The sequence below is a fragment of the Leucobacter edaphi genome (assembly GCF_016522535.1).
GTDB classification, from domain to species: domain Bacteria; phylum Actinomycetota; class Actinomycetes; order Actinomycetales; family Microbacteriaceae; genus Leucobacter; species Leucobacter edaphi.
Map to the genome: position 1 here is coordinate 169,124 of NZ_JAEHOI010000005.1, position 23,970 is coordinate 193,093.

The window sequence follows — 23,970 nt, forward strand, 5'->3', positions numbered from 1 at the left end:
AACGGCACCGGTTCCCTCGCGGGACCGGTGCCGTTCGCGTCTTCTGGCCGCGTGGGGCGCCTAGCGCGTCGGCTCGAACGGGGCCGCGGAGCGATGGTCCTCGCGCTGCGCGGTCTGCCGGCGCGCCTCCACGGCGTCGGGGCCGAAGAGCTCGGGGTGCTGCGCCTTGTAGGCGATCAGGTCGCGCACGTTCTTCTGCACGACGATCACGGCGAACACCGCCATCGCGAAGGTCATGCCGTAGAGGCCGTTCTCGCTCGGCAGGAGCGGGCTGTTCCACAGCCCCCAGGCGAGCATGCCTATGCTGATGAACAGGCCGAGCCAGGAGACGCCGAGGTAGATGGAGGTCACCGGGACGCCCTCGTGCCGGTCGCGGACCGACTTCTGCAGGCCGACCGCGCTGACGAGGCCGAAGAAGAAGGAGCCCAGGAAGAAGCCCTTCTCGAAGGGATCCATGTCGGCGCGCCAGAGGCTGATGAAGTACACGATCGTCGCGAGCGCGAGTGCCGCCCATGCGGCCCCGACGAATGCCGCCGTCGGCTTGCCGAACTGGTCGCGTCGCAGGTCCGAATTGCCGTTCTCCATGATGTTCTCCCTCGAATCAACGTGCTGGATCAGCATGCGCCGAGTCTATGGAGGACTGAATGCAAAACGCGGAATATGCGTTACAATCCGTCCCGGAAGGGCTCGTATCGTCGCGAAGTCAGCCGCCGAGCCCGGCGAGCATGGCCGCCGTCGGAACGAAATAGGTGCTGCCCGTCGCGGCCGTCGAGAAGTCGAGGATGCGATCGTACTTTCCGGGCGGGTCGCCGATGAACATTCGCTCGAGCATCTGCTCGATCACGGTGAGCCTGCGCGAGTACCCGATGAAGTAGGTGCCGTGGATCCCGCTGCCCGGCGTCGCGAACGGCATGTTGTCGCGGACGATGTCGTGTTCGACGCCCTCGGCGTCGGTGATCGTCGCGAGCGTCTTGTGCGAGCGCTGCCCGCTCTCCGCGTCGGGGAGCTCGACATTGTCCGACTTCGTGCGCCCGATCACGGCCTCCTGGTCCTCGACCGTGAGGCCGCCCCAGGCGTCGAGATTGTGGAGGTACTTCTGCACGACGACGTAGCTGCCTCCCGCGAAGCCCGGATCCTCGTCGCCGATCAGCGCCGAGACCGGCAGGTCGGGGCCGACCGGGTTCGCGGTGCCATCCACGAACCCCAGCAGGTCCCTGCCGTCGAAATAGCGGAAGCCGCTCACCTCGTCCTCGACGCGCACATCGGTGCCGAGGGCCCCGAGCAGGAGCCGCTCGAACTCGTAGGCGAGATCCTGCCGGTCGGCGCGGATGTGGAAGAGCAGGTCGCCAGGGGTCGCCCGTGCCGCGTGCACCTCGCCGACGAACTCCTTGAACGGGTGCAGCTCGGCGGGGGCTGCACCCGGATCGTCGCCGCGCATCGCCCGCCACGCGGTCGCGCCGATTCCCACCGTGCAGGACAGTCGCGCGCCCGGGTTTCGGAATCCGACCGTCTTCACGAGGTCCTCGATTCCCGCGAGAGTGTCGACGACGCCCTGCGGGATCCTGCCGGGTGCGGAGCCGCCCCCTCCGCCCGCGGTCGATCCGCTCGCGGCGCTCGAAGCGGCGTCGGATCGCCCGGAGCCGCCGTGCCGCGCGGCCCTGCGGCCGGCCGCGCGCCTCGGGGAGCCCATCGCGAGGGATGGGACACTCACGACGAGGAAGATGGCCGCGCTCGTGAGCGGTCCGACGACGTTTTGCGTGCTCGATTCGCCCGGCTGCATACCCTCAAAACTAACACTAGATATTGGGTGCGACCAGCCATTCTCGCCTTGCTCATGCGTCGCCGGCGGTAATCGCCCCGGCTTCTTCCTCCGCGGACTCGTGCGGGCGTCCGATATGCGCCAGGTGCTTGCCCGCGATCGCGAGCACCAGGATCGAGACCAGGATCGAGGCGGCCCCGACCCAGTAGGGCACCCCGTCGCCGAACGCGACGGCGATCGGACCCGCGACCGCCGGGGCGATCGCCCCGCCGATGAAACGAACGCCTGAGTACGTCGAGGAGGCGACGCCGCGGGGAAGATCGGTCGCCTCCATCACGGCCTCCGTGAGCGCCGTGTTCATGACGCCGAGGAGCAGGCCGCTGATCACGACCAGCCAGACGAGCACCGGAAGCGAGTCGACGAAAACTCCCAGCAGCACGAGGCAGACGGCGATCCCCGCGAGCATCGTGAACAGCACGGGACGCAGCCCGAGCCGACGAGTGAGCACCGGCGCAACCAGCACCGACGTGATCGCGAGGGCGAGGCCCCAGCCGAAGAACACGAGACCGAGCTCGTGCGCTCCGAAGGTCACGCCGAGCGCGTGCGCCGCCGCCTCGATGGGGTACGGGCTGTAGGCGAGCAGCACGAAGAAGCCGAAGTTGTAGAAGAACGCGACGGCCGAGAGCGAGAGCAGCGCGCGATTACGCAGCGCGGCGAAGCCGGAGAACAGCGAGGCCTTCGCGGGCTTCGACGGCGCCTGCGACGCGGACCCGGCCGCTGCCGCGGCTCCCTCGGCAGTTCCGCCAGCCGCTCCCGCCGTGGCGGGCTTGCGGAGCAGGACCAGGATCGCAATCAGCGCGATCGCCATGAGCACCGCGGTTCCGAAGAACGGCCCGCGCCAGGAGACGCTCCCGAGCGCCCCGCCGACGAGCGGGCCCACCGCGAGCCCGACGCCGAGCGCGGCCTCGTAGAGCACGATCGCCTGGCGTGAACCGCCCGTGGCGGCGCCGACGATCGCGGCGAGCGCCGTCGAGATGAAGAGCGCATTGCCGAGGCCCCAGCCCGCGCGGAAGCCGATCACCGCGCCGACCGAGTCCGAGGCTCCGGCGAGCGAGGCGAACAGCACGACGAGAGCGAGGCCGCTGAGCAGCGTCGCCTTCACCCCGATCCTCGTCGAGACCCAGTTCGTGAAGAACATGGCCGCGCCGGTGATGAAGAGGTAGCTCGTGAAGAGCAGCATGGTCTCGCTCGGCGTGGCCCGCAGTTCCCGGCTGATCAGGGTCAAGATCGGATCGACGAGGCCGATTCCCATGAAGGACACGGCGCAGGCGAAGGCGATCGCCCAGACCGCTGTCGGCTGCCGGAAGATCGATGCCGGCTTCGCCGCCGGGCTGCGGTGCGCGCTCGCTTCGCGCGCGTGAGTTTCGGTGACGGTTGCCGCCATGACTGCTCCTGTTTCCTGCTGTGTGTGCTCCTGATCCGTGCTTCCGCCCTCGGCTCCGCCGAGGTCACGCGGCTAGGGAACGGCCGCGCCGCCCTCGAGCTGCTCGGCGAAGTCGGCGAGCAGCTCGGCCGCACGCGCGAGCGCCGACCGGTCCCGGGGCGGGAGCGCGGCGATCATCGGACTGAGCCGGGTGGCCACGGAGGCGCGGTAGTCGGCGAGTGCGCGGGCGCCGGCGTCGGTGATCGTGACGAGGGAGGCGCGGCCATCGGCCGGATCCGGGTCCCGGCGCACCCAGCCATCCCCCTCCAGGCGGTTCACGAGCGACGTGGCGCTCGGCTGGGCGACGCGCTGCAGCCGGGCGATCTCGCTCACGCGGAGGCCGGCGGGGGCGTTGGATCCGGGCGCGGAGGAACTCCCGGCGTCACGCGCGCCGTTGCGCGCGGCGTCGAGAGCGGCGAGCGTCCGCCAGGCGACGGACGAGTAGTGGGAGCCGACGGCCAGGCCGGCCATTCGGACGAAGCGCGTGGTGCCCTGCACCACGGCGACGGACTCGGCGTCCGCGTTCCCTGTTTCGTTCTGCACAGGAGCACTCTACGCCCGATTACATAGTTTGTCTATATAGATTGACGATGTTCTGCGCGCGCCCCGGACACGCGAGCGGGCCCCCGGGAACGCGTGGTTCCCGGGGGCCCGCCGACGGACGCGCCGCTACTTGCCCGTGTAATACGAGTCGGCGACCGTGAGCGCCTCGTCGATGATGTCGAGGCCCTTGATCAGGTCTTCCTCGCTGATGATCAGCGGCGGGGCGATCTGCAGGCGGTTGCCGGCCGCGAACGGCCACAGGCCGGCCTGCTTGCACGCGGCGACGACCGCGTTGAACGGGGCCGCGGCCTCGCCGCTCGCGTTGAACGGCACGAGCGGTTCGCGGGTCTCACGGTCGGTGACGAGCTCGAGCGCCCAGAAGAGACCCTTGCCGCGGTACTCACCAACGGAGGGGTGCTTCTCGAGGAACTCCTTCAGGCGGGGCTCGACGACGCGCGATCCGAGGTCGCGGACGCGCTCGATGATGCCCTCCTCCTCGAAGATGTCGAAGGTGGCGACACCGGCCGCGCAGGCGAGCGGGTGACCCGAGTAGGTGAGGCCGCCGGGGAACGAGCGATCCTCGAACGCGTTGTGGATCTTCTCGCTGATCACGACGCCGCCGAGCGGCACGTAGCCCGAGTTGACGCCCTTCGCGAAGGTCACGAGGTCGGGGGTGACGTCGAAGCCCTGGTAGGCGAACCACTCGCCGGTGCGGCCGAAGCCGACCATGACCTCGTCGCAGATCATGAGGATGCCGTGGCGGTCGCAGATGTCGCGGACGCCGGCGAGGTAGCCGGGCGGCGGGACGAGGACGCCGTTGGTGCCGGTGACGGACTCGAGCACGACGGCCGCGATCGTGGAGGCGCCCTCGAGGATGATCTGCTCCTCGAGGTGCTTGAGCGCGCGCTCGGTCTCCTGCTCGGGGGTCTCTGCCCAGAACGCGCTGCGGTAGGCGTAGGGGCCGAAGAAGTGGCAGACCTCGCCGTCGATGACGTCGTTGGCCCAGCGGCGGGGCTCACCCGTCATGGTGATCGCGGTGCCGGTGGAGCCGTGGTAGGAGCGGTAGCGGGTGAGGATCTTGCGCTTGCCGGTCGACTGGCGGGCGAGGCGCACAGCGTACTCGATCGCGTCGGCGCCACCGTTCGTGAAGAACACGGAACGGGCGCCCTCGAAGGAGTGCTCGACGATGCGCTTCGCGAGCTCGCCGCGGACGTCGTTCGCGAGTGCGGGCTGGATCGTGGCGAGGCGGCCGGCCTGCTCCTGGATCGCCTTCACGAGGCCCGGGTGCTGGTGCCCGAGGTTGAGGTTCACGAGCTGCGACGAGAAGTCGAGGTACTCGTTGCCGTCGTAGTCCCACATGCGCACGCCCTCGCCCTTGGCGATCGGCAGCGGGTTGATCTGGCCCTGCGCGGACCACGAGTGGAAGACGTACTGGCGGTCGTTCTCGCGCACCTCGCGCTGCGCCGCCGTGTCGCCGAACTCCTGCTCGGCGCCGTTGAGATCGATGTAATCGGCCATGATCTGCGATCCAATCCTTTTCTGAAGCGTTGAGTGTGAGATGCGAGGGGCCGCGCGACGGTGTGCGCCGCGCAGCCCCCTGCACCCGATCGCGACGGGAGCGTCCCCGCTCCCGCCGCTGCGTGATCAGCTGTTGCTGGGGAAGCCCAGGTCGACCTTCGACTGGTCCGGGTTCGGCCAGCGGGTGGTGACGACCTTCGAGCGCGTGTAGAAGTGCACCGACTCGGGGCCGTAGATGTGGGCGTCGCCGAACAGCGAGTCCTTCCAGCCGCCGAAGGAGAACGACCCGACCGGGACGGGGATCGGCACGTTGATGCCCACCATGCCCGCCTCGACCTCGAACTCGAACTGGCGGGCGAGGCCGCCGTCGCGGGTGAAGATCGCGGTGCCGTTGCCGAACTGGTGATCGTTGATGAGCTGCAGGCCCTCGTCGTAGGTGTCGACGCGGACGATCGCGAGCACCGGCCCGAAGATCTCCTCGCGGTAGACCTTGCTGTCGGTCTGGACGTTGTCGATGAGCGAGACCCCGGTGAAGAAGCCGTTGCCCTCGAACTCCGCCTCGCGGCCGTCGACGACGACCGTCGCACCCTCAGCCTCGGCGCCCGCGACGTAGGACTCGACGCGCTCCTTGGCCTCCTTGGTGATGAGCGGGCCCATCTCCGAGCTGGGGTCCGTGCCGTCGCCGATCTTGAGGTTCTTCATGCGATCGGCGATCTTCTGCACCAGCGCGTCGCCGACACCGCCGACGGCGACGACGACCGAGACGGCCATGCAGCGCTCGCCCGCCGAGCCGTAGGCCGCGGAGACGGCCGCGTCGGCCGACATGTCGAGATCGGCGTCGGGCATGACGATCATGTGATTCTTGGCGCCGCCGAGGGCCTGGACGCGCTTGCCGTTGGCCGCGGCGCGCTCGTAGATGTACTTCGCGATCGGGGTCGAGCCGACGAAGGAGATCGCCTTGACGTCCGGGCTGTCGAGCAGCGTGTCGACCGCGACCTTGTCGCCGTTGACGACGTTGAGGACGCCGTCGGGCAGGCCGGCCTCGCGGAAGAGGTCCGCGATGAAGAGGGAGGCGGAGGGATCGCGCTCGGAGGGCTTCAGCACGACCGTGTTGCCGCAGGCGATCGCGCTCGCGATCATCCACAGCGGCACCATGACCGGGAAGTTGAACGGGGTGATCGCCGCGACGACGCCGACGGGCTGCTTCACGGAGTGGACGTCGACGCCGGTCGAGACCTGCTCGTCGCGCTCACCCTTCAGGAGGTGCAGGAGCCCCGAGGCGAACTCGACGTTCTCGAGGCCGCGGGCGATCTCGCCTGCAGCGTCCGAGAGGACCTTGCCGTGCTCGCTCGTGACGATCGCAGAGAGCTCGGGCGTGCGCTGCTTGAGCAGCTGGCGCAGGTTGAAGAACACGTCGGCGCGCTTCGTGAGGCTCGTCTTCCGCCACTTGGGCAGGGCAGCCTTCGCCGCGGCGATGGCCTCCTCGACGGTCGCGGCCGAGGCGATCGCGACCTGGTGCTGCTCTTCGCCGGTGGCCGGGTTGAAGACCGGCTGGGTGCGCTCGGCGTCCGTGACGCGCTCGCCGCCGATGATGTGGGGGATGAGAGCCATGCGGTTCGTCCTCTTCTCCGTGGATTCGCTGTGTTTCGGTGGTCTCGCCCGCCGAAACGGGCAATGTGTTCGGGATCCGGAGATCCCGCTGTTTCCCAGTGTCTCATTCGGATCAGCGAGATCACACCGACAATCGATCCGATCTTCCGACATGTTCCACACAAACTGTACGATTGTGGTCGTGGACCTCTCGAGCACCCCCCTTCCCGCCGTCTCCGACGTGATCGCGTTCCCCGAGCTCATCGCGGCGGGGCCGGAGCTCGTCGCGGGCGGATCGGGCATGGATCGGCCGGTCCGGTGGGCGCACGTCGTCGCCGGCGGCGACGCCATCGGGCTGCTCGACGGCGGTGAGCTCGTGCTCACCACGGGCGCCGGCTGGCCGCGTGACGAGCGATCGCTCGGGCGGCTCGCCGAGGAGCTCGCGGCGAAGGACCCCGCCGCGGTGGTGTTCGAGGTCGGCACCCACTTCGACGCGGCGCCAGCCCCGCTCGTCGCGGCCTGCGAGCAGGGCGGGATCCCGCTGATCGCGCTCCACCGGGAGGTGCGCTTCGTGCAGCTCACGCAGCGCCTCCACCAGCGGGTGCTCGCGTCGCAGCACGAGGCGCTCGCGGCGCGGGCCGAGGTGCACGCGATGCTCACGGAGCTCGGCCTCAATCGCAGTCCCGTCGACTACGTGATCGAGCGGCTCGCCGACACGCTCGACGCTCCGGTCGTGCTCGCCGACTCGGCGGGGAACGTCGTGGCGTGGGCCGGGCGCGGGGCGGAACCGGAGGAGATCCTCGGGGCGTGGCAGGATCCGGCAGCGGGCGGGGTCGGCAGCGCGACCGGCAGCGGGAGCGGCAACGAGACCGTTCCGGTCGAGGCGCAGGGCAAGCGGTGGGGACACCTCACGGCGCTCCCTGGCCCGCAGCACGCCGCCGGGCGCCGCACGGTGCTCGAACTCGGGGCGTTCGCCCTGGCCCTCGGCCGGCTCGCGGACGCCGACGGCGAGCAGTGGCTCAGAGACAGCTCGAAGCGCATGTTCGATGCCCTGCTCACGGGCCGGTTTCGGCGGGACGCGGAGATCGCGGCGCAGCTCACGGCGACCGGGCTTCCCGTTGCCGGCCGAGTGCTCGCGGGCGCGACGCTCAGCAGTGTCGGGGCGTTCGGCGCGCACGGCGGACTCGAGCGCACCCTCCTCGAAACGGCGCTCCGGCGGGCCGTCGCGCCCGAGGGCAGGGTGCTCATCGCTCAGGATCCGCGCGCGGGCGGCGGATCCTCCGAGGTGTATCCCGCCGGCCGGCGGCCGGGCGACGACGACGACCGGGCCCCCGATCTCCTCGTGCTGCTCTCCTTTCCCGGAGGGGATCCGCGCCTCGATCCCGGCCGGGGCGCTGCGTCGGGCGGGGCCGATACCGCGGCGCCTGGCGGTCCTGGCTCCGATCCCGCTGCGGCGGTTCCGCCGCTCGCGGCGCGGTTGGCGCGGGAACTGGACATGCTCATCCCCACGACGACTCCCCCGGAGTGGCGCGCTCACCTGGGGCTCGGCGTCCCGGCGCGGAGTGTGCGCGGGCTCATCACCTCGCTCGAGCAGGTGCGCGCGGCCGGCCGCCTGTCGCCGACGGCGGCCGTGGGCCGCGTCACGGTCCAGGAAGCGGAGCGGCAGGCCCTCGCGTTCCTCGTGCGTGGCCTGTCCGCGAGCCCCGAGGTGAACGCGTTCGCGTCGGAGACCCTCGGGCCGCTGCTCGCGCACGACGCCGGGGCGGGCCCCGGTCACAGCGGCGATCTGGTGCGCGTGTTGCAGGCGTATCTGCGGCATCCGACGAACCGCTCGCTCGCCGCGCAGCGGGCCCGGCTGTCCCGGTCGGTGTTCTATCAGCGGCTCGCGCTGATCGAGGAGGTGCTGGGCGTGGATCTCGCCGACGGGCCGACGATCGCGACGCTCACGGTCGCGCTGCTCGCGCACGAGGCCGGCGGTCCGGCTCCGCGGCCCGATCAGGGACTTTCGCGCAGATCCTGATCAGCGCCGATTCGCCCCCCTTACAGCGCCTCCCGATTCCACAGCTTGGGGTACTCGTGCCCGAGCTCGACGACGAGGCGGCGGAGCGCCGGAAGCGAAAGCCCGATCACGCAGCTCGGCGCGCCCTCGATCCGCTCGATGAAGGCGCCGGCGAGCCCGTCGATTGCGAAACCGCCTGCGAGTTCGAGCGGCTCTCCCGTGGCGACGTACGCCTCGAGGTCCGCGTCGCTGAGGTCTGCGGCGAGCGTCACGAGCGCCGTGTCGACCGCGCCCGCCGCGCCGCGCACCTCCCCGCCCGTGCAGTCGATGAGCCAGTGGCCGGAGTGCAGCGATCCGGTGCGCCCCCGATGCTCCCGCGAGCGGGCGAGCGCCACCTCCGGAAGGTGCGGCTTGCCCAGGATCTCCCCGCCGAGCAGGAACATTGAGTCGCCGCCGAGCACGAGCCCGTCGATCTCGTGCCCGTGCCTGCGCACCACGTCCTCGGCTTTCAGACGACCGAGGTACTCCGTGAGCTCCGGCGCCGAGAGCGCGCGGCCCAGCTCGGCCTCGCGCGCCGCAACCGCCGCGTCCTCATCCACATCGGGGGAAAAGCAGACCGGCTCGATGCCGGCTCCGCGCAGCACGGAGAGACGGGCCGGGGAGGTAGAAGCGAGGTAGAGGCGCATGCGGCGAGTCTACGGCGCACCTCCGACACGGACGGACACGACGACCCGGATCCGGATCCCATCACCCTGCGCGCGCCACCTCTCCCCTGATGGGAGAATGGACGACATGTCAGTTTCGGATCATTCCGCCCGCACGCCGCTCGAGATCGGCGATGCCATTGAACTCGAGGTCACCGGGATCGCCCACGGCGGCGTCAGCGTCGCCCGCCACGACGGCCGCGTCGTGTTCGTGTCCGACGCGATCCCCGGCGAGCGCGTCCTCGCCCGCGTGACGGACGCGAAGAAGAAGTCGTTCGCGCGCGCCGCGACCGTCGAGGTGCTGTCCGCCTCGCCCGATCGCCGCGAGCACGTCTGGGCGGAGGCAGGCCTCGACCGGGATCCCGAGGATCGAGCGGGAGGCGCCGAGTTCGGGCACATCGATCTCGATCGCCAGCGCAGCCTCAAGGCCGAGGTGCTCACCGACGCGATGAGCCGTTTCGGCGGCGTGGAGCTGGCCGTCGAGGAGGGCGACGACCTCGCCGACGCCCTCGGTGACCTCGTCGAAGCCGCCCCCGGCGACGACGAGTCGAACGGCCTCGGGTACCGCACCCGCGTGCGCCTCCACGTCGACCCCGAAACGGGCGTCGTTGGCCCGTACGCCGCGCGCAGCCGGCGCGTGATCCCGGTCGAGTCGCTCCCCCTCGCGAACGACGGCATCAACATGATCGCGCCCCTCGGCGAGCCGATGCCGGGAGCAGCGACCGTTGACCTCGTTGCCCCCGCAGCCGACGATCCCCGAATGCTCGTTGGCATGCCGGGCGAGAAGACGCCCGCCGGGGCCGGTGACTCGGTCCAGGAACTCGTCGATGATCGGGGATTCCTCCTGCGCGCCGGGGGGTTCTGGCAGGTGCACCGCGAGGCGCCGGCCGTGCTGTTCGACGCGGTGCGGGACGCCGTTTCCGGGCTCATCGAGGACGGGCGTTTCGACCCCGCCGCCGGCAATCTCGATCTCTACGGCGGTGCGGGCCTCCTCGCGGCCGCGATGGCGGAGGCTGCGGGCCCCGGGCTGAAGGTGAGCACCGTCGAGGCGGACGCCGGCGCGACCGACGACGCCGCGGAGAACCTGTCCGAGCTCGTTGGGGCACTCGCCCTGACCGCGCGTGTCGATCGGCACCTGGCCGAACTCCTCAAGGCGTCCGCCCCGGTTCGGGATCGGCTGCGCCGCGGGACCGTCGTGCTCGATCCCCCGCGCTCCGGCGCCGGCGGCGGCGTCACCGCCCAGCTCGCCGAGCTCGCCCCCGCGAATATCGTCTACGTGGCCTGCGATCCCGTGGCGCTGGCGCGGGACACGAAGAGCCTCCGCGAGTCGGGATACGAGCTCACCGAGCTCCGCGCGTTCGACATCTTCCCGCACACGCACCACTTCGAGACGCTCGCGGTGTTCACGCGCGAGTAGGAGAGGGCGCCCGCGCTCCTCGCGCGGCGGCTCACCGGCGCGTCTTCGCCGCTCCGGATGTCAGTGGCTTCGGTTATCTTTAAGGCATGAGCGAGAACAGCGACCCGCGTCCCGAGCCGGCGGCGCCCCAGGCGCCCCGGCCGAGCGAGGCGGAGACCGTCCCGCTCGAACCCCTCGGGTCGCCGGGCGCTGGCGTGCAGCCTGAGCAGCAGGTGCAGGCCTACGCGCAGCCGGCGCAGCCCTACGCGCAGCCGGCCCAGGCCCAGCCGGCGCAGGCCCACGCCCAGCCGGCGCAGCCCTACGCGCAGCCGCTGCATCCCCCGGGCCAGCCGTTCGTCCAGCCGCAGCCCGCCGCGCAGCCGCAGCCCCACTCCCACGGCCAGCAGCCATTCCAGGCCCCGCAGGGCCAGCTTTTCCCGGCACCGCAGGGCCAGCCGTTCGCCCAGCAGCAGCCGCTCCCCCCGGCCTATACTCACGCGCCGGTCCAGCCCTACGCTCAGCCGTACCCGCAGTCCCCGTTCGGTCCGCCCGCCTACCTGCAGATGGCCGCGCAGCCGAAGAACAGCCCGGCAACCGCGGCCCTCACGCTCGGAATCATCGCGTCCGCGCTCCTCATCACGATCGTCGGCTTCATGTTCGTCCCGATCCTGAGCATCCTCTCCACCATTTTCGGCTGCATCGGCATCTCAACCGCCAACAAGATGAACGGGCTCGGAAAGGGAAAAGCAATCACCGGGCTCGTGCTCGGCGCCGTTCCGCTCGCGATCCTGGTGCTCGTGTTCTGGGGCAGCACGCTGCAGTAGGCGTCAGCGGCAGACCACCCCGCCACGAACGTGTGCCCCGGCCCAGAGCCGTTTCAGAGCCGTTCCGGGGCCGAGCCTCAGTGCGCCGCAGCGACCCACGCGGAGAGCTCGTTGCCCCCTGGCTCGCGGAACTGGAATCGGCGCCCGCCGGGGAAGTCGAACTGCTCGACCGTGATCGCCCCGCCAGCGGCGACCACAGCGGCCTGCGTCGCGTCGAGATCATCGACCTGGAAGATCGCGAGCGGCGGGCGGACCTCCTGATCCGCGACGGTTTCGAAGGCAACAGTGAAGCCGTCATTCGCGTGCACGTCGACGTAGGCGTCCCCGTAGAAAGTATTGCCGTAGTCGAACACCTCGGACATGAACGCTGCGGACGCTGCGGCGTCAGTGGATGAGAGCTCGACGGTCGTGAATGTGGCCATGCGCCCAGAGTAGACGCGCGGGGTGACCGCCGAAAGGGCAGCGAGGAAAGCGCGGGACCTAGTTCGGGATGACCCTGATCATGCCGACCATTTCCGGGTGGATCGAGCAGTCGTACGGGAAGTCGCCCTCGGTCTCGAAGCGGTGCGTATAGCTCCCCTTGACCATGAGTTCGCTCACGAAGCTGCCGTCCCCCGCGACGACGTCGTGCTCGGCCGGCCCTTCGAACACCCAGCGCACCGCCTGGCCGACGTTGATCGTCGCGTTCTTCGGCTCGTAGGCGTTGTCGAAGGCGCGGATCGTGAGCGCGGCCTTCGCGTCGTCCTGCGAGGGAACCAGGTCGGGCTTCTTCCCGGGAATGCCGCACCCGGCGAGGGCGACCGCCGCCCCCGTGCCGAGGAGGCCGAACAGTCCGCGGAAGACGCGGCGGCGGCTGAGGACGACGGGGCTCGATCCTGCGTGCTGGTGCATGGTTCCCTTTCCTCCGGAGAGCGCCGATCCGGCGCGGAATCTGCTGATCGGGGCCAGGAAGGCCCCGAGACCTTCTTAGTGCCGGTGCAGTGCGCGCGCGGCATCGGTGATCGCGCCCGTCATTGACGGGTACACGGTGAACGCGGCGGCGACCTGGTCGACCGTGAGCCGGTGCTCGACGGCGAGCGACAGCGAGAAGATCAGCTCGGACGCGCGGTGCGCGACAATGACGCCGCCGATCACGGTGCCGGAGGCCTCCCACGCGAACAGCTTGACGAAGCCGTCGGTGAAGCCGATCATCTTGGCCCGCGGGTTGAGGCTGAGGGGGACGGTGTGGCTGACGGCCTTGGCGACGTCGGTCGCGTCGGCGAGGCTGTGCTCGGTCCAGCCGACCGTCGCGATCTCGGGATACGTGAACACGTTCGCCGAGACATTGCGGAGGTCGATCGGGCGGACGAAATCCCCGAGAGCGTGCATGATCGCGGTGCGGCCCTGCATCGACGCCACGGAGGCGAGCGGGAAGAAATCGGTGCAGTCGCCGGCGGCGTAGATCGACGGCACGTTCGTGCGAGCGACCTTGTTCACCTTGATGTGGCCGCTGTCGGACACCTGCACGCCAGCCTCCTCGAGGCCGAGACCGTGCGTGTTCGGGATCGATCCGACGGCCATGAGGCAGTGAGACCCCTCAACCGTGCGCCCGTCCTCGAGGGTGACGAGCACGCCGTTCTCGGTGCGCTCGACCGTGCTGGCGCGCGACTTCGACATGACGTGCATGCCGAGGCGGGCGAATTCGCGCTCGATCACCGCTGCGGCGTCGGGATCCTCGCCCGGCAGGACCTGCTCGCGGCTGGACACGAGGGTGACCTCGGATCCGAGGGTGCGGTAGGCGTTCGCGAACTCGGCGCCCGTGACGCCGGAGCCGACGACGACGAGGTGCTCGGGGATCGCCGGGAGGTTGTAGAGCTGCTTCCAGGTGAGGATGCGCTCGCCGTCCGGCTTCGCCGTGTCGAGCTCGCGCGGGCTCGCGCCCACGGCGATAACGATCGTGTCGGCCTCGATGCGGTCGAAGTCGGTGCCCCCCGTCGCGGTGGAGACGAGTACGGCGCTGTGACCGTCGAGGCGGCCCTCGCCCTGCACCACGCGCACGCCGGCGTCCTCGAGGGAGCGCAGCATGTCGACGGACTGGGCGCCCGCCATCGCCAGGAGCCGCTTGTTGACGGCGGCGAGGTTGACGGCGATTTCGGGCCGGACCGGCTTCCCGTGCGCGCCTGGCACGAATGCCTGCACGCCGAGCTTGCCGGAGTCGCGGACCGCCTGCACGGCGCCGGCCGTTGCGATCAGGCTCTTCGAGGGCACCACGTCGGTGAGGACCGCGGCGCCGCCGACACCGGCGCGCTCCACGAGCGTGACGTCGGCTCCGAGCTGCGCCCCGGCGAGGGCCGCCTCGTAGCCGCCGGGCCCGCCTCCGAGGACCAGGATCCGGTGCTTCCGTTCATTCGACTTCGCCATGGCCCCAGTCTAGTTGGCGGGGAGGCCCGGCCGACACGGCGCCACGGTGGCGGGCCGCCGCCACGGCCCGCGGGTCTTGCGAGAGGTCAGCAGTCCCGGGTGCACCCCTCGGGGCAGCCCCCCGCGAAGCCGGGATCGCGGCGCGGCGGCCGCGCCTCACCGCCGGCGCACCCGGGCCAGCGCTTCTCGAGGCGTCGCTGCAGCTTGGCCCAGTAGCTCTGCATGACCGAACTCGTGCGCGCGCCCATCCAGAGTTCGATGTGGCGCACCGAGTCGGCGTCCGCCCACATCCATTCGTCGAACCAGGCCTCCACCGCGCCCGCCAGCGCCTCGCCGCGGCGGCGCCCGATGCCGGGACGGGGGCTCGCCTCGCGCTTCTCGCGGCACAGCCAGGTGACCGACACGTGCGCGGGAACCTCGAGCGGCTCGATCTGCATTTCCGCGAACACCTCGATGAACACCTGACCGTACGCCTCACGGGGAAGTGCAGCAAGCCAGTCGCGGAGCGCGGGAAGGTCGGTGACGTCCCCCGCGGCGATGGCGCACTCAAGCCCATCGGGGTCGACGACGGCGATCACCTCTGGGGTGCGGCCGAAGTCGGGGTGCTCTGGGGGATTGGTCTCGCTCACGTCCATCATCTTAGGGCATCCTAACTTTGATCGGGTGAACTCCCGGGAGATGGTCAGGCGGACATATTTCCCAGTTCATGACACTGGATTCCGCTGCGGTATCCGCCCCGACGTAGGATCGATCGGCAAGGGCCGCCACGAGCCCGCAACCATAGGCGTCCGCGCGCTCGGCGCGGATCGCCCTCGGCACGATGAAGTAGTTGAGAGGGACCGCTGCAATGACGAGGACCGACCCGGCCGTGACAGAGGAACTCGCGAGCGGGGGCAGCGCAGCGCGGATCACCCGGGCGTCGCTGCACGCCGGACCCTCGCACGGGACCCCGAGCGGCACCGCTGACCGACCGATCACGCGCGGCGCAGCGACGCTCGAGCGCGATCCCGGCATGCCGTCGAGCACCTGGCGGCTCCGCAGCGACGCCTGGGAGTATCTCCGCTACTCGGTCAAGCGCCTCGCCCTCGGCGGCGACTCCGGCGAGGAAGCAGAGGCGCTGCTCGCCGCCGACGGCGAGATCCAGCGCAGCCTGCGCGCCCTCGAGACGATCGAGATGTACTGGGCGGGCTACGGCCAGCGCTACGTGCGCACGGTGGGCGAACTGCTCGAGGCGGGCGACTACCGTGGCGCGCTCGACCGCATCGGGCGCGTGGTCAATCGCCTCCGCGGCACGACCGTCCCCGAGGAGCCGCGCGACGAGTTCACGGAGGAACAGGATCGGCTCGAGCTCGCCACGGAGGCGGATCCGCGCCCCCGCTTCGAGGTGCTCGTCGTCGACGAGACCGAGCTCGCCGATCGGGATGAGCTGCGCCAGGAAGTGCTGAAGATGCGCTCCCCCGCCGACTCCTTCATCTACGAGTACGTGGTGGTTCCGTCGGCCGACGACGCGGTCGCCGCCGTGCTCACGAACCCGAACATCCTCGCGGTCGTGGTGCGTCCCGGCTTCAGCGACCGCACGCGGCAGAAGCTGAGCCGCGACCTGCTCGAGACGATCGAGCTCGCGCGATCCGAGGTGGCGCCCGGCCGGGCGCCGGCGCGCTCCTCGCTCGCATCGGTGCAGCGGGTGCTCGGGCTCGCGGAGACGCTCGCCGCTGTGCGACCGGAACTCGATCTGTATCTCATGGCGGGCGCCCACATCGAGGATCTCGCCGGCGCACTGACCAGGCGATTCCGTCGGGTATTCCGGCGCGAGGATCAGCTCGAACTGCATCTCTCGCTGCTGCGCCGCGTCTCGCACCTGTACGACACGCCCTTCTTCTCCGCGATCCAGGATCACGCGCGGCGGCCCGTCGGCGTCTTCCACGCGCTGCCGGTCGCGCGCGGCGGCTCCGTGGTGACGTCGAAGTGGATCAAGGACCTCGCCGACTTCTACGGCCTCAACCTGCTGCTCGCGGAGACGAGCGCGACCTCCGGCGGCCTCGATTCGCTGCTCGCGCCGGTGCGCACGCTGAAGAAGGCGCAGGAGCTCGCGGCCCGCGCCTACGGGGCGAAGCACACGTTCTTCGTGACGAACGGCACGTCGACGGCGAACAAGATCGTGCACCAGGCGCTCATGGCGCCGAACGAGATCGTGCTCGTCGACCGCAACTGCCACAAGTCGCACCACCACGCGGTCATGCTGACGGGCGCCCGCCCCGCCTACCTCGAGGCCTACCCCCTCGACGAGTTCGCCTTCTACGGCGCGGTCCCGCTCAGCCGGATCAAGCAGCTCCTGCTCGACTACCGCGCCGCCGGACGCCTCGACGAGGTCCGCATGATCACCCTCACGAACTGCACGTTCGACGGGATCGTCTACGATCCCGAGCGGGTCATGGCCGAGTGCCTCGCGATCAAGCCCGATCTCGTCTTCCTCTGGGACGAGGCCTGGTTCGCCTTCGGGGCGTTCCACCCGGTGACCCGCCGTCGCACGGCCATGGCATCGGCGAAGCGCCTGGAGGAACGGCTCGCCACCGCCGCGCACGCCGCCGCCTACCGCGCCCAGCAGGAGCGCCTCTTCCCGGCCGATGGCGCACCGGCGCCCGACGAGGTCTGGCTCGAGGAACGCCTGCTCCCGGCACCGTCCGCACGGATCCGCGTGTACGCGACCCAGTCGACGCACAAGACCCTCACCGCGCTCCGACAGGGATCCATGATCCACGTCTACGACCAGGACTGGAAGCGCGAGGCCGAGGAACCGTTCCACGAGGCGTACATGACGCACACCTCGACGTCGCCGAACTACCAGATCCTGTCCTCGCTCGACATCGGCCGCCGCCAGGTGGAGCTCGAGGGCTACGACCTCGTGCAGCAGCAGCTCGATCTGGCGACGAGCCTCGCCCAGGCGATCTCGCGGCATCCCCTGCTCCGGCGCACATTCCGCGTGCTCAGCGCGCACGACCTCATCCCCGAGGAGCACCGCGGGACCGGCCGCCCGATGCCGCTGCGCGACGGCCTCGCCGAGATGTGGCGGGCCTGGGCCAGCGACGAGTTCGTGATCGATCCCTCGCGGATCACGATCGAGATCAGCCGGACGGGCGTCGACGGCGACACGTTCAAGCACGAGCATCTCATGGACCGCTACGGCATCCAGGTCAACAAGACGAGCCGCAACACGGTCCTGTTCATGACGAATATCGGCACCTCTCGAAGCGCGATCGCGTACCTCATCGAGGTGCTCGTGAAGCTCGCCGAGCGGTTCGAGGAGGAGCAGGCGCAGCGGGATCCCGACATCCCCCTGCCCGATCCCGCCGACATGCCGCCGCTTCCCGACTTCAGCGCGTTCTCACCGGAGTTCACGACCGACGGCGTCCGACCGGACGGCGACATGCGGGCGGCGTTCTTCCGCGGCCAGCGCCGAACGGCGGTCGAGCACGTGCGGCCCGAGGAACTGCGCGCGCGGGTCGACGCCGGCGAACTCCCCGTCTCCGCGGGCTTCGTGACGCCGTACCCGCCGGGCTTCCCCGTGCTCGTCCCCGGCCAGGTCATCACGGCAGAGGTGCTCGACTTCATGGCGGTGCTCGACACCCGGGAGATTCACGGTTACGACCCGCAGCGGGGGTACCGGATCCTGCGCTCCTCGGCGCGGGACGCCGCCGCGGATCGTACACTCGAGGCATGAGCAACGACTTCGACTCCGCCGTGCCGGACGCCTCCCCCGCCGAGCTCGCGACTGCTGCAGCGGCAGCGATCGCGCGCCTGACCGGGGTTGAATCCCACGACATCGGTCTCACCCTCGGGAGCGGCTGGGGCAAGGCCGCTGACGTGATCGGCGAGACCGTCGCCGTCGTCGACGCCGCCGAGGTTCCCGGGTTCCACGCCTCCGGCGTTCCCGGCCACTCGGGCACGCTCCGGTCCATCCGCCTCGCGAACGGCAAGCACGTGCTCGTGATCGGCGCACGCACCCACTTCTACGAGGGCCGCGGCGTCCGCGCGACCGTGCACGGCGTGCGCACCGCCGCGGCGGCGGGGGCGAAGATCATGGTCCTCACCAACGGGGCGGGCGGCGTCGATCCCGCGTTCGGCGCCGGCGAGGCGGTGCTGATCTCGGATCACCTGAACCTCACCGCGGCCTCGCCGATCGAGGGCGCGAACTTCGTCGACCTCACCGACCTCTATGCCTCGCGGCTGCGCGACATCGCCCGCGCCGAGGAGCCGGCCCTGCAGGAGGGCGTCTACGTGCAGCTCCCGGGACCGCACTACGAAACCCCCGCTGAGGTGCGGTATCTGCGCACGATCGGCGGTCAGATCGTGGGCATGTCGACCGCGCTCGAGGCGATCGCCGCGCGCCAGGCTGGCATGGAGATCCTGGGGCTCTCGCTCATCACGAACCCCGCAGCCGGTCTCGGCGAGGAGCCGCTCAGCCACGCCGAGGTCATCGAGGCCGGGCGCGAGGCCGAGCCGCGGCTCGCGGCGCTCCTCACCCGGATCGTCGGGAAGCTCTGAACGGGGCCGAGGCATGCACGAACTCATCCTGGTCCGCCACGCGAAGTCCGACTGGGGCGACCCCGGGATCGCGGACCACGACCGGCCGCTGAACGCGCGCGGGCTGCGCGACGCGCCCGCGATGGCCTCGCGGCTCGCAGCGGAGCTCGGCGCGGAGGTAGGCGAGATCCGGATCGTGGCGAGTACGGCGGAGCGCGCCCGCGCCACGGCCGAGGCGTTCGCCGCGGCACTCGGGACGCGCGTCGAGTTCGACCGCGGCCTATACCTCGCACCCCCTTCCGCGCTGCTCGCCCGAGCGGCCGAGGCGTGCTCCGACGGCGCGGACACCGTGTTGATCGTCGCCCACGATCCCGGGCTGAGCGAACTCGCGCACGTCCTCTCCGACGGCGGGATCGACCACCTGCCGACCTGCGCGGTGGCGCGATTCGAACTGGACGCCGAGGCCCTGGAACCGGAACCGGGCGCGGGGAGCGGCGGAGGCGCCGACCGGGCGCCGGGAGACGCGCGCTTCCGCCCGGCCTGCGCCGACCCGCTCGTCGACGCCTGGTCGCTCGACACCCCGCGCGGCCAGCGGGTTCCGCGCACGACGCTCCCGTGACGATCCTCATCGATCCGCCGACCTGGCCGGCCCACGGCACCGTCTGGAGCCACCTGGTCTCGGATCATGATTACGAGGAGCTCCACGCGTTCGCGCGCGTCCTCGGGCTCCCGCGACGCGGCTTCGACCTCGACCACTACGACGTGCCCGCCCGACTGCACGACCGGGCCGTCGAACTCGGGGCGCGCCCCGTCAGCGGGAAAGACGTGCTCGCGGCGCTGCAGGCCGCCGGCCTGCGCGTTCGGCAGGTGGACCGCGTGACGGTCACGGGGCCGCGGCGGCGCGAGTATCTGGCCGGCGAGTGGGAGGTCCTCGGAAGACGGCTCGGGATCGGCAGCGCGGCGGGCCCCGCCGGGGCGGGAGCCGCGGGACGGGGATCAGGATCAGGATCAGGATCCGACTCGCACCCGATGGACCGCTGGACCGGGTTCGGCGCGGGGCTCCTCGCGCGCTGGAACGAGCCCCACCGCGGGTATCACGACGAGCGCCACCTCGAGGACGTGCTGCTCTCGCTCGACCAGATCTCGGTCCGCGGAGAATTCGTCGCGGAAGACACCCTGCTCGCGGCCTGGTTCCACGATGCGGTCTACGCGGGTGCCGCGGGCGTCGACGAGGCCGATTCCGCCCGCCTCGCGGTGTCGTCGCTCGCCGAGCTCGGCGTCGCCCCCGGCCTCGCGCAGCGGGTCGGGGAGCACATTCTCGCGACCGAACCCGGGAGGGACGCCGCCGCAGCTTCGCCCGCACTAGCGCAGCTGCTCGACGCCGACCTCGCGATCTTCGCGGCCCCCGTCTCGCGCTACGAACAGTACGCGCACGACGTTCGCCGCGAATACTCGCACGTCCCCGATAGGGAATTCGCGCGCGGCCGCTCTGCGATCCTCGCCGCGTACCTCGATCGCGACACGATCTACCTGACCCCGACCGGCCGCAAGCTGTGGGAGGCGCGGGCGCGGGCGAACGTGACCGCGGAACTCGCCAGGCTGCGGGGTTGATCAGGCACTCGCCTCTTCGGATGTCCGCGAGCGGCCCCGGTCCCTCCGGGCCGGGGCCGCTCGCGCGCCAATGTACCGCGTTCGCGGCGCCGGCGAGGACCTACCCCTCGTGGATCACGCGCCCCTCGAGCACCGTGAGCACGATCGGTGTCTCGACGAGCTCGTCGGGGGTCGCCTCGACGGGGTCGGCTCCCCACACGGTGAGGTCCGCAACGGAACCGACCGCGAGGGTTCCGCGGTCCTCGTGACCGCGCGCCCGTGCGGGCCACAGCGTGTACGCGAGCAGGGCTTCTTCGCCGGTGAGGCGCTGCTCGGGCTCGAAGACGTGCGCGGACGGATCGCCCGGCGTGTGGCGGCCCCGCGCCCAGGCCATGCCGAGGCGCGGATCGTACTGGGCGACGGGCCAGTCGGAGCCGAGCACCACGCCGACGCCGGCGTCGAGCACGCTGCGCACACGGTAGCCGGTCGCGTCGCGGCCCGGGCCGAGGCGGACGGTCCAGTTGTCGCTGTGGTCGGCGGCGCGCCACTGCATGTGCAGCGGCTGCATCGAGGCGGTGATCCCGGATCCCTTAAGCTGCTCCACGTCCTCGTCGGCGAGCACTTCGAGATGCTCGATCGAGTGGAAGGGAACGCCGGGGCGCTCGGGGAGGGTGGCGTAGACGTCGAGCACGCGGCTGACGGCGTAGTCGCCGACGGCGTGCGTCGCGATCAGCATGCCGGCGTCGTGGTAGGCGCGCACGACCTCCGCATAGCGCTCCCATGACGGCCAGAAGGGGACGCGGCCGTCGCCGCACGCGTCGACCGTGTGCAGCCAGGCCGTGCCCGTGTCGATGACGCCGTCGCTGAACAGTTTGATCGCGCCCGTGTCCCACAGGCGCCCGGCGCGATCCTTCGCGGCGATCACGCGGGCGACGTCCTCGTCGGTGTCGCCGACGGCGTGCCAGTGGTGCACGGTCACGCGATGGTCGAGCTCGCCGCGCTCCTCGAGCTCCGCGAGCAGTTCGACCGTGCGGTCCTTCCCGTCCATGATCGCGCCGCCGGTGAGGCCCGCGGCGGCGAGGCGGCGGAACATGTCGCGCAGCCCGTCGCGCTCGACCTCATGGGACGGGGCGGGGGCCGCGTCGAACAGGATCTGGTAGGCGGTCGGTTCGCGGAGTTCTCCCGTGGGCGTGCCGTCAGCGTCGACGACGATCTCGCTCGCGTCGTCGAACTCGCGGGCGCCGTCGATGCCGGCCGCGGCGAGCGCGGGCGCGGTGCCGAGGCCAGTGTGCAGGTCGTAGCAGACGAGCGCGACGGGACGCCCTGGCGCGGCATCCGCGAGCACGTCGCCGCGCATCCCCGTCTCCTCGAAGGGTTCGTACTCGAGGTTCCAGCCGCGCAGCCAGGCCCCTTCGGGGAGGCGCGCGTGCTCTGCGGCGAGCGCCTCGCGGATCTCGGCGATCGTGCCGAGCCCGCCGAGATCGACGCCAGCGGTCACGTCGGCCGCCCAGTGCGGGTGCGTGTGCGAGTCGAAGAGGCCCGGGGTGACGGTGGCGCCCGCGAGGTCGCGGACCTCGATCCCCGCGGTCTCGGCCGCCGCACGGATCTCCGCGTCCCCGCCGAGCGCAGCGATCCTTCCGTCCCTGATCAGCAGGGCAGTCGCGGTTTCGTTCTCGCCCGTGAGCGTGCGCAGTCGCGCCCCCACGATGGCGAGGTCGCCTCCGGTGCTCGTCGTCATTGTCGCTCCTCCGCTTCCGCGGGTCTCCCCGCCTCGCAGCGAGATGCCCGGCGGGCTGTTCCCGCCGGGCATCGTCGCCTAGTCGTTGATCGTGGTGAAGTGCTTTCGGAGGGGTTCGTGAACGATCCACACGCCCTTCCAGCCGGACGGCATGACCATCACGTCGCCCGGACCGAACTCCTCGGGCGATTGTCCCTCCACCTCGATGGTGACACGGCCGGAGAGGATCGTGCAGATCTCCGTGTATCCGGCGCGTTCAGCGGTGAACGTTCCAGGGGTGCACTCCCACAGGCCCGTCGTGATGGGCCCCTCGGACCAGGTCGTGACGCTGGCCTCGGTGAGGCCGGCGGTCACGGCGGTCGGCTTCGGGGCGTGCTGGCCGAGGTCGGCTGCCGCGGTGTCGTGCGCGGCGAAGGTCAAGATCTCAGTCATTGAGGATCCTTTCTGGCGATTCGGTGATTCAGTGATGTGGGGGCTTCTTGACGCGGGGATCCCGTGCCTCCGCGATGCGGGGCGATCGGACCGCTTCAGCCGCGCCCGGTGATGACGTCGGCGACGTGCGCGATCGGCGACGTCTTCTCGCGACCGGCGAGCTCGGTGCGATCCGCGAAGCCGTAGGCCGCGTAGAGTCCCTTGGTCGCGATCCAACGCAGGGGTTCCGGCTCCCACTTGCGCACCCGATGATTCACCCACGGCAGCGAAGCGATCTCCGTGTCATTGCCCAGGATCAGGTCCGCGATCGTGCGTCCCGCCAGGTTCGTCGAGGTGACGCCGGTGCCGACATAGCCACCGCCCCACGCGATCCCGGTCTCGCGGTCCAGGCCGACGGTCGCGGCCCAGTCGCGGGGCACGCCGAGCACGCCGGACCACACGTGGTCGATCGCGGCACCCCTGGTCGCGGGGAAGAAACGGTGCAGGATCTCGCTCAGCGTGTCGACCGTGGCCGGCGAGGTCTGGCCGTCGGTGTCGGTCTTCGAGCCGAACTTGTAGGGCACGCCGCGGCCGCCGATCGCGATCCGGTCGTCCGCGGTGCGCTGCGCGTACATGTAGACGTGCGCGAAATCGCCGAGGACCTCGCCCTTGTTCCAGTGCAACTCGTCCCAGACGTCCTGCGAGAGCGGCTCGGTCGCGATGAGCGAGGAGTTCATGGGCAGCCACAGGCGGTGCAGGCCCTTGAGGTTCGCGGTGAAGCCCTCGGTGGCGCGCACGATGTACTCTGCGGAGACGGTTCCGTGCGTGGTGCGGACGCGGTGCGGTTCGATCTCGACGGCGCGCGTCCGCTCGTAGATCTCGACGCCGAGCCGCTCAACGGCGTCCGCCAGCCCCTTCGCGAGCTTCGCCGGCTGGATACGCGCCGCGTGCGGATGCCACACCGCGGCCCGCGTGTTCTCGACGTTGATCTTCGCCTTCGCCTCGGCGGCTTCAAAGAGTTCCAGATCCGAGCTCTGCCAGGTCTGCTCGGACGCGGCGAAGGCGCGGATCCTGGCCTCCTGAGCCGGCGTGTACGCGACGTTGAATTCTCCGCCCTTCTTGATGTCGGCGTCGATCCCCTCCGCCTCCGTGACGCGGATCACCTCGTCGACGGTCGCGTTCATCGCCCGCTGGAAGCGCTCGGCTGCGTCGCGGCCGTGCTGCTTCACGTACTGCTCGCGGCCGCCCGTGATGGCGTTCGTGAGCCAGCCGCCGTTGCGGCCGGAGGCGCCGTAACCGACGTGCCGCTGCTCGATCACGACCACGCGCAGCTCGGGACGCGCCTGCTTCAGGTAGTAGGCGGTCCAGAGGCCGGTGTATCCGGCCCCGACGATGGCGACGTCGGCGGTGAGGTCGCCGGGAAGCTCGGGGCGCTGCTTCGGCGCTCCCACCTGCTCCCACCAGTGCGACACGTTGCCGTTGATCATGAGTTCG

General features: G+C 70.8%; 21 protein-coding genes. 7 read left to right on the forward strand and 14 right to left on the reverse strand.

Annotated features, from left to right (window positions below; all coding sequences use genetic code 11):
* Window positions 1-60: 60 nt before the first annotated feature.
* From yiaA to JD292_RS06295, 6 genes are all read right to left on the reverse strand, one after another.
* Window positions 61-621, reverse strand: a complete 561-nt coding sequence (gene yiaA / locus JD292_RS06270) for an inner membrane protein YiaA (RefSeq protein ID WP_233613659.1) — start codon at window positions 619-621, stop codon at window positions 61-63.
* Between the two features lie 82 nt (window positions 622-703).
* On the reverse strand, window positions 704-1,780 hold the full coding sequence (locus JD292_RS06275) for a Dyp-type peroxidase (RefSeq protein WP_233613661.1): 1,077 nt from the start codon (window positions 1,778-1,780) through the stop codon (window positions 704-706).
* 52 nt (window positions 1,781-1,832) lie between these two features.
* Complete coding sequence (locus JD292_RS06280; protein WP_200131877.1) at window positions 1,833-3,203, reverse strand: MFS transporter; 1,371 nt, start codon at window positions 3,201-3,203, stop codon at window positions 1,833-1,835.
* Window positions 3,204-3,275: 72 nt separating this feature from the next.
* Window positions 3,276-3,785 carry a MarR family winged helix-turn-helix transcriptional regulator gene (locus JD292_RS06285; protein ID WP_369411170.1) on the reverse strand — a complete coding sequence of 170 codons (510 nt, stop codon included), beginning with the start codon at window positions 3,783-3,785 and terminating at the stop codon, window positions 3,276-3,278.
* Window positions 3,786-3,911: 126 nt separating this feature from the next.
* Window positions 3,912-5,303: an aspartate aminotransferase family protein gene (locus tag JD292_RS06290; protein ID WP_200131878.1), complete on the reverse strand. Its 1,392-nt coding sequence runs from the start codon at window positions 5,301-5,303 to the stop codon at window positions 3,912-3,914.
* 126 nt (window positions 5,304-5,429) lie between these two features.
* Window positions 5,430-6,914: a CoA-acylating methylmalonate-semialdehyde dehydrogenase gene (locus JD292_RS06295; protein WP_200131879.1), complete on the reverse strand. Its 1,485-nt coding sequence runs from the start codon at window positions 6,912-6,914 to the stop codon at window positions 5,430-5,432.
* 181 nt (window positions 6,915-7,095) lie between these two features.
* Here JD292_RS06295 and JD292_RS06300 point away from each other — a divergent pair, with 181 nt between their 5' ends.
* Window positions 7,096-8,913: a PucR family transcriptional regulator ligand-binding domain-containing protein gene (locus JD292_RS06300; protein WP_369411171.1), complete on the forward strand. Its 1,818-nt coding sequence runs from the start codon at window positions 7,096-7,098 to the stop codon at window positions 8,911-8,913.
* A gap of 20 nt (window positions 8,914-8,933) precedes the next feature.
* On the opposite strand, the gene JD292_RS06305 is transcribed toward JD292_RS06300, so the two are convergent.
* Window positions 8,934-9,578, reverse strand: coding sequence for a Maf family protein (locus JD292_RS06305; RefSeq protein ID WP_200131881.1), 645 nt, complete (start codon window positions 9,576-9,578; stop codon window positions 8,934-8,936).
* A gap of 106 nt (window positions 9,579-9,684) precedes the next feature.
* Between JD292_RS06305 and JD292_RS06310 the strand changes: the two genes are divergently transcribed.
* Both JD292_RS06310 and JD292_RS06315 read left to right on the forward strand, forming a co-directional pair.
* The gene (locus JD292_RS06310; RefSeq protein ID WP_200131882.1) at window positions 9,685-11,013 is read left to right on the forward strand and encodes a class I SAM-dependent RNA methyltransferase; all 1,329 of its coding nucleotides are present in this window, start codon (window positions 9,685-9,687) and stop codon (window positions 11,011-11,013) included.
* 86 nt (window positions 11,014-11,099) lie between these two features.
* Entirely contained in the window at window positions 11,100-11,816 is a 717-nt protein-coding gene (locus JD292_RS06315) for a DUF4190 domain-containing protein (RefSeq protein ID WP_200131883.1), read from the forward strand.
* A 77-nt stretch (window positions 11,817-11,893) separates the two neighbouring features.
* On the opposite strand, the gene JD292_RS06320 is transcribed toward JD292_RS06315, so the two are convergent.
* From JD292_RS06320 to JD292_RS06335, 4 genes are all read right to left on the reverse strand, one after another.
* The gene (locus JD292_RS06320) at window positions 11,894-12,238 is read right to left on the reverse strand and encodes a VOC family protein (protein ID WP_200131884.1); all 345 of its coding nucleotides are present in this window, start codon (window positions 12,236-12,238) and stop codon (window positions 11,894-11,896) included.
* Between the two features lie 58 nt (window positions 12,239-12,296).
* Complete coding sequence (locus JD292_RS06325; protein ID WP_200131885.1) at window positions 12,297-12,707, reverse strand: cupredoxin domain-containing protein; 411 nt, start codon at window positions 12,705-12,707, stop codon at window positions 12,297-12,299.
* A gap of 75 nt (window positions 12,708-12,782) precedes the next feature.
* Window positions 12,783-14,216, reverse strand: coding sequence for an NAD(P)H-quinone dehydrogenase (locus JD292_RS06330; RefSeq protein ID WP_200131886.1), 1,434 nt, complete (start codon window positions 14,214-14,216; stop codon window positions 12,783-12,785).
* 86 nt (window positions 14,217-14,302) lie between these two features.
* Entirely contained in the window at window positions 14,303-14,845 is a 543-nt protein-coding gene (locus JD292_RS06335; RefSeq protein ID WP_200131887.1) for an SIP domain-containing protein, read from the reverse strand.
* Between the two features lie 383 nt (window positions 14,846-15,228).
* On the opposite strand from JD292_RS06335, the gene JD292_RS06340 reads away from it, so the two are divergent.
* From JD292_RS06340 to JD292_RS06355, 4 genes are read left to right on the forward strand one after another with little or no spacing between them, the layout of a single operon-like run.
* Window positions 15,229-17,934: an aminotransferase class I/II-fold pyridoxal phosphate-dependent enzyme gene (locus JD292_RS06340; protein ID WP_233613736.1), complete on the forward strand. Its 2,706-nt coding sequence runs from the start codon at window positions 15,229-15,231 to the stop codon at window positions 17,932-17,934.
* Window positions 17,931-18,758, forward strand: a complete 828-nt coding sequence (locus tag JD292_RS06345; protein WP_200131889.1) for a purine-nucleoside phosphorylase — start codon at window positions 17,931-17,933, stop codon at window positions 18,756-18,758. Before JD292_RS06340 ends, JD292_RS06345 begins: the two co-directional genes overlap by 4 nt.
* Window positions 18,759-18,771: 13 nt before the next feature.
* On the forward strand, window positions 18,772-19,356 hold the full coding sequence (locus JD292_RS06350) for a SixA phosphatase family protein (protein ID WP_200131890.1): 585 nt from the start codon (window positions 18,772-18,774) through the stop codon (window positions 19,354-19,356).
* Window positions 19,353-20,348, forward strand: a complete 996-nt coding sequence (locus JD292_RS06355) for a DUF4031 domain-containing protein (RefSeq protein ID WP_200131891.1) — start codon at window positions 19,353-19,355, stop codon at window positions 20,346-20,348. Before JD292_RS06350 ends, JD292_RS06355 begins: the two co-directional genes overlap by 4 nt.
* 100 nt (window positions 20,349-20,448) lie before the next feature.
* Here the strand turns inward: JD292_RS06355 and JD292_RS06360 are convergent, their stop codons facing one another.
* The 3 genes from JD292_RS06360 to JD292_RS06370 form a co-directional block, all read right to left on the reverse strand.
* Complete coding sequence (locus tag JD292_RS06360; protein ID WP_200131892.1) at window positions 20,449-22,065, reverse strand: amidohydrolase; 1,617 nt, start codon at window positions 22,063-22,065, stop codon at window positions 20,449-20,451.
* Between the two features lie 78 nt (window positions 22,066-22,143).
* Entirely contained in the window at window positions 22,144-22,497 is a 354-nt protein-coding gene (locus JD292_RS06365; protein ID WP_200131893.1) for a cupin domain-containing protein, read from the reverse strand.
* Window positions 22,498-22,592: 95 nt separating this feature from the next.
* Window positions 22,593-23,963, reverse strand: coding sequence for an NAD(P)/FAD-dependent oxidoreductase (locus JD292_RS06370; RefSeq protein ID WP_200131894.1), 1,371 nt, complete (start codon window positions 23,961-23,963; stop codon window positions 22,593-22,595).
* Window positions 23,964-23,970: the final 7 nt, after the last annotated feature.

What these genes read in the sequence shown, in the direction of transcription:
- JD292_RS06350 (WP_200131890.1), top strand. Translation starts at nt 18,772, where the DNA reads ATGCACGAACTCATCCTGGTCCGCCACGCGAAGTCCGACTGGGGCGAC.
- JD292_RS06360 (WP_200131892.1), bottom strand. Translation starts at nt 22,065, where the DNA reads ATGACGACGAGCACCGGAGGCGACCTCGCCATCGTGGGGGCGCGACTG.
- JD292_RS06330 (WP_200131886.1), bottom strand. Translation starts at nt 14,216, where the DNA reads ATGGCGAAGTCGAATGAACGGAAGCACCGGATCCTGGTCCTCGGAGGC.
- JD292_RS06290 (WP_200131878.1), bottom strand. Translation starts at nt 5,303, where the DNA reads ATGGCCGATTACATCGATCTCAACGGCGCCGAGCAGGAGTTCGGCGAC.
- JD292_RS06340 (WP_233613736.1), top strand. Translation starts at nt 15,229, where the DNA reads ATGCCGTCGAGCACCTGGCGGCTCCGCAGCGACGCCTGGGAGTATCTC.
- JD292_RS06305 (WP_200131881.1), bottom strand. Translation starts at nt 9,578, where the DNA reads ATGCGCCTCTACCTCGCTTCTACCTCCCCGGCCCGTCTCTCCGTGCTG.
- JD292_RS06310 (WP_200131882.1), top strand. Translation starts at nt 9,685, where the DNA reads ATGTCAGTTTCGGATCATTCCGCCCGCACGCCGCTCGAGATCGGCGAT.
- JD292_RS06280 (WP_200131877.1), bottom strand. Translation starts at nt 3,203, where the DNA reads ATGGCGGCAACCGTCACCGAAACTCACGCGCGCGAAGCGAGCGCGCAC.
- JD292_RS06365 (WP_200131893.1), bottom strand. Translation starts at nt 22,497, where the DNA reads ATGACTGAGATCTTGACCTTCGCCGCGCACGACACCGCGGCAGCCGAC.
- yiaA (WP_233613659.1), bottom strand. Translation starts at nt 621, where the DNA reads ATGCTGATCCAGCACGTTGATTCGAGGGAGAACATCATGGAGAACGGC.
- JD292_RS06315 (WP_200131883.1), top strand. Translation starts at nt 11,100, where the DNA reads ATGAGCGAGAACAGCGACCCGCGTCCCGAGCCGGCGGCGCCCCAGGCG.
- JD292_RS06370 (WP_200131894.1), bottom strand. Translation starts at nt 23,963, where the DNA reads ATGATCAACGGCAACGTGTCGCACTGGTGGGAGCAGGTGGGAGCGCCG.
- JD292_RS06320 (WP_200131884.1), bottom strand. Translation starts at nt 12,238, where the DNA reads ATGGCCACATTCACGACCGTCGAGCTCTCATCCACTGACGCCGCAGCG.
- JD292_RS06325 (WP_200131885.1), bottom strand. Translation starts at nt 12,707, where the DNA reads ATGCACCAGCACGCAGGATCGAGCCCCGTCGTCCTCAGCCGCCGCCGC.
- JD292_RS06295 (WP_200131879.1), bottom strand. Translation starts at nt 6,914, where the DNA reads ATGGCTCTCATCCCCCACATCATCGGCGGCGAGCGCGTCACGGACGCC.
- JD292_RS06275 (WP_233613661.1), bottom strand. Translation starts at nt 1,780, where the DNA reads ATGCAGCCGGGCGAATCGAGCACGCAAAACGTCGTCGGACCGCTCACG.
- JD292_RS06345 (WP_200131889.1), top strand. Translation starts at nt 17,931, where the DNA reads ATGAGCAACGACTTCGACTCCGCCGTGCCGGACGCCTCCCCCGCCGAG.